Annotated in this window: 5 protein-coding genes and 1 tRNA gene; 4 read left to right on the top strand and 2 right to left on the bottom strand. The window is 63.8% G+C overall.

The window, feature by feature from the left end:
• Positions 1-473 (bottom strand): LysR family transcriptional regulator (locus ACE3S9_RS15455; RefSeq protein WP_374547372.1); only part of this gene is annotated, 473 nt, incomplete at its 3' end.
• Positions 474-534: 61 nt separating this feature from the next.
• On the opposite strand from ACE3S9_RS15455, the gene ACE3S9_RS15450 reads away from it, so the two are divergent.
• The gene (locus ACE3S9_RS15450; protein ID WP_374547371.1) at positions 535-1,143 is read left to right on the top strand and encodes a cysteine hydrolase family protein; all 609 of its coding nucleotides are present in this window, start codon (positions 535-537) and stop codon (positions 1,141-1,143) included.
• A 149-nt stretch (positions 1,144-1,292) separates the two neighbouring features.
• Entirely contained in the window at positions 1,293-2,228 is a 936-nt protein-coding gene (locus tag ACE3S9_RS15445; protein ID WP_374547370.1) for a TonB family protein, read from the top strand.
• 242 nt (positions 2,229-2,470) lie between these two features.
• Here ACE3S9_RS15445 and ACE3S9_RS15440 read toward each other — a convergent pair.
• Positions 2,471-2,546 (bottom strand) — tRNA-Lys (locus ACE3S9_RS15440).
• Between the two features lie 201 nt (positions 2,547-2,747).
• Here ACE3S9_RS15440 and hflK point away from each other — a divergent pair.
• A complete protein-coding gene (gene hflK / locus ACE3S9_RS15435; protein WP_374547369.1) occupies positions 2,748-3,785 on the top strand; it encodes an FtsH protease activity modulator HflK in 1,038 nt (345 codons plus the stop codon).
• Positions 3,782-4,394: protease modulator HflC (gene hflC, locus ACE3S9_RS15430; protein WP_374547368.1), on the top strand; the 613-nt coding region annotated here is incomplete at its 3' end. The genes hflK and hflC, both read left to right, overlap by 4 nt.

The following is a 4,394-nucleotide window of genomic DNA, read 5'->3' as shown; positions in this document are numbered from 1 at the left end:
AGGCGTATGGCGAGGTCGGCCTCGCGGCATGACAGGTCGAGATTGCGGCTGCTGCCGATCAATTCGACAGCCAGTTCAGGGTGACGCGCCCGCAGCTCCGCCAGATTCCGCGCCAGATAGTGCGAAATGATGGCTTCGATCGCGGTCAGCCTCACCACGCCGCGTATCTGGGCTTCATTGTCGGAACCCAGATGGCGCAGGGCGGCGATTTCCTGTTCGATGCGCAGCCCGCGCTCCATCAGCGTTTCGCCGGCGGGCGTGGGCGCGAAGCGTCCTTTGAGGCGCTCGAACAGGGCGGCGCCGACGCAGGCTTCCAACATGCGCAACCGGCGCGCCACCGTCGTCTGGTCGACGTTCAGCGCGCGCGCCGCCGCCGCCAGCGAGCCGCCGCGTGCGACGGCCAGCGCATAACGAACGTCGTTCCAGTCGATATCTCCTGCAAAATTGCAGGGCGATGCGGCGTGATTGTTCATTCGAGCGCGCCTCCGGGCGGCTTAAGCTTGATTCCATCTTCCGACCACCAAAGGGGAAACGATGTCAAAGCCAACCACTTTGCGCAATATCGCCGGCCTGCCGAAGGAGCCCGCGCGGTTGGGCCGCGCGGCGCTGATCATGATCGATTGCCAGAACACCTACCGGCAGGGCGTCATGCAGCTTGCAGGAGTCGAAGCAGCGCTCGAAGAGGCGGCAGGCCTGCTCGAAAGCGCCCGCCGGCTCGGGACGCCGATCTTCCACATCCAGCACGACGCCGGTCCCGGCTCGCCCTACGACATCCGCAGCGATATCGGCGCCATCGCGACGCCGGTGGCGCCGCGCGCGGGAGAGGCGACGATCGTCAAGCACTATCCCAATTCCTTCGTCGGCACCGATCTGGAGCGGCTCCTGAAGGAGGCGGGCGTCGAGAATGTCATCCTGGCCGGCTTCATGACCCATATGTGCGTCAATTCGACAGCGCGCGGCGCTTTCAGCCTGGGTTTCCAACCCACCATCGTCGCTGGCGCCACCGCCACCCGCGATCTGCCGACGGACGACGGTGGCGTGGTGTCAGCGGCGGACCTCCAGCGGGCGAGCCTCGCCATGCTGGGCGATCTCTTCGCAGTCGTCGTGCGATCGACCTCGGAAGTCGAGCCGGGCGCCGCGTAACGGCCAGCCCGGCTGGTTCGCGGCGATGGCGCTCGCGCAGGCCGAATTTCCGATAGAGACGCAAAGCCCGGCGCGATCGCCGGGCTTTTTGCTTTGCAAACGGGTTCCTGCCGTATCATTGGTTGGGCGGCGTCTGCTATCCTGAGAGAGTGGGGCAGGGTCGCGCCGATCTCGCCGATTTACCTCTCGACCGGTCCGCGCGAATATTGACCATGGCTTTTGTAGCGCCTCCCGACGAACGTCTGTTTGATCGACCCCGGGCCTCGCCACTGGCCGCCAGGGGCCGGTTTACGGCCATTCTCCTGCTTTGCTTTCTTTTGCATGCGGTCGCGATTTCCCTTTTCCTCCATTTCGACAGATCGTCCGATCTGGCGCGAGGAGAACAGGAAATCCCTGTTGAGGTGATCGTCGAGCCGCCGCCTCCCAAGGAGCCGGAGCCGCCTGCGCCCAAGAGCGAACAACAGCCGAAGCAAGCGACGCTCGACGAAAAAATGGCCACCGACGCGCCACGTCCGCCCAATGACGAAAAGGTCATGAAGAACGCCCCGGACGAGACCTCGCATTCTCCGAAGGCCGCGCCGGAAAAGTCGGCCGAGGCTAAACCGCCCGAGGCGTCGACGCCGCAGCCGATCGATCATCGCGCTGATGGGGATCCCGTCAAAGCGGCGGAATTACAGCGGTCGGGTGCTCTGGAACAGGCGGTCGCTCAACCGGAGACACAACAGAATATTACGCAAAATCCGCTTGCCGCCTTTACCGCCACGCCCGACTACAGTTTCGCTCCCGCCTCGCGGCAGTCTCCCGTCGCCGGAGGAAAAGCGGCTTCTACCTATCTTTCGATCTTGTATGGCATGGTGATGGCGCGCATTCATGTGCCGGAGACAGCGGCCGGTCGCGCGCAATCATTGGGAAAGATCGCCTTCAGCATCAATTTTGATGGCCGTCTCCTCCAAGCGAATGTCGTTCAGTCGAGCGGATCGCCCGAATTCGACTCCGCCGCGATGGCCGCAATCCGCGCCGCGGCGCCCTTTCCTCCATCGCCAACGCGAACTGAGCTGAGTCTGGTTTTTAAATACGGCAAGTAGAGCGGTCGGCGATCCCATCACAACGTGCCGAAATCTTGAACTCAGGGCGTTCCGGCAGATTTGGCTTCGTTGTTGCGGTCAGCGACCGTGCTTCTGGCTTGCTTTCGGTAGGAGCGAAGGATCAGGCCCCGACGTAGCCTGCGCGGGTTGAAAGTTGCAAACAGGTTGCAAACCGGCGAGCGACGTCACCGCCGCAGCCTGGAGTATCTTGCTTTAATGAATTGATTTTCTTCATTTTTCGATGGTGGGCGCTGTAGGGCTCGAACCTACGACCCGCTGATTAAGAGTCAGCTGCTCTACCAACTGAGCTAAGCGCCCATCGAAAAAAAATCGGCGAAGCGTCTGCCGTCGCCGAACGAGCGGGTGTTTAGCAAAGCGATTTGCCGCTGTCCAGCGTCGGCGTGACGATTTTGCGATTTTATGACGCGACGCATTTTTGTCGCTCTCGTCACGGCGCCGTGATAAGAGCGCAACGTCGTCGCGAGCGGCGCGCAGGGGGCGGAGCAGGGCCGTTACGCCATGGAAGACATGCAGCAGCCGCCGCAGGAAAGCGAAAACGGCGCGCGCGAAAAGATTTTTGCCTTTTTCAGGCCGCCGCGACTCGATCGGCGCGGCTGGGCGCTGCTGGCGGGGCTCGCCCTTCTGGTCTGGCTGTCGACCGGCTTCTACAAGGTCCAGCCCGACGAACAGGGCGTGGTGCTGCGCTTCGGCGCCTGGGTCGACACCACGCCGCCCGGCCTGCATTTCCATCTCCCCTGGCCGATTGAAACCGCCCTGTTTCCGCAGATCACGCAAATTCGCCAGATGCAGCTTGGCCTCGCCGACAATGGCGCCATCGGCGGCGCGCGCGAAAAGCAGATGCTGACCGGCGATGAGAATATCGTCGAGGCCGACGCCTCCCTGCTGTGGCAGGTCAAGGACGCCGGGCAATATCTGTTCAAGGTTTCCGATCCCGAGACGGCCTTGCGCATCGCCGCCGAGAGCGCTTTGCGCGAGATCGTCGGACGCACGCCGATTCAGGCGGTCCTGTCCGACAAACGTCGCGAGGTGGCGGACCAGACGCAGGACTTGCTGCAACGCGTGCTGGATCGCGAGGGCGCCGGCATTCGCATCGTTCAGGTGCAATTGTCGCGCGTCGATCCGCCGAGCACCGTGATCGACGCCTTCAATGACGTGCAGCGCGCCCGCGCCGATCAGGAGCGTGCGCGCAACGAGGCCGAGGCCTACGCCAATGACGTTCTGCCGCGCGCGCGCGGCGAGGCCGAGCGCGTCAAGCAGGACGCCGAGGCCTATAAGGCGCAGACGATCAATCTGGCGCAGGGCGAGGCGCAGAGCTTCACCGCGATCTATCAGAGCTACGCCCAGGCGCGGGACGTGACTGCCTGGCGGCTCTATCTGGACGCCGTCGACGTCCTGTTGCGCAAATCCTCGCGGGTCATCCTGGATTCGTCGGGACGGGGCGCCGGGCCGCTGGCGCCTTATCTGCCGCTGAGCGAGGTCAAGCCGGCGGCCGCGCCCGTCCCATTGCCTGCGCTTCCTGCGGGAGGCGGCAAATGAGAAAGAGCCTCGTTATCCTCGTTCTGGTCGCCGCCGCGGCGCTGGTGACGGCTTTGTCCAGCCTCTATACGCTGAACGAGGGCGAGAACGCCTTGGTGGTCCGGCTCGGCGCGCCGGTCGGCGTGGTCGAAACGCCCGGCCTCAAGGTCAAGGCGCCCTTCATCGACAGCGTGATCGTCAATGACGCGCGTCTGCTGCTGCTGGAGCCGCCCTCGGAACAGGTGATCCTCGGCGATCAGAAACGCATCGTGGCGCAGGTTTTTACGCGGTTTCGCATCGTCGATCCGCTGAAATTCTATCAGAGCCTGCATTCGGTCGCCGAAGCGCGCGCGCAGCTCGCGCAGTCGGTCAGCACCGCGATGCGTCGCGAATTCGGCCAGATCAACCTGCCAACCTTGCTGTCTCCGCGCCGGCAGGAGGTGGTGCAGAAGGTCCATGCCGAAGTGAGCGCGAAATTCGCGCCGCTTGGCGTCGATGTCGCCGAAGTGCGGCTGCATCGCGCCGATCTGCCGCTCGAAACCAGCCAGGCGATCTATGACCGCATGAAATCCGAGCGCCAGCGCGAGGCCAAGGAATTGCGCGCACAGGGCTATGAATGGGCGCAGCAGA

Source organism: Rhodoblastus sp., assembly GCF_041915505.1.
Taxonomy (GTDB): Bacteria; Pseudomonadota; Alphaproteobacteria; order Rhizobiales; family Beijerinckiaceae; genus Rhodoblastus.
Note: the sequence above shows the minus strand (reverse complement) of the source record. Positions and strands in the feature narration are given on the sequence as shown.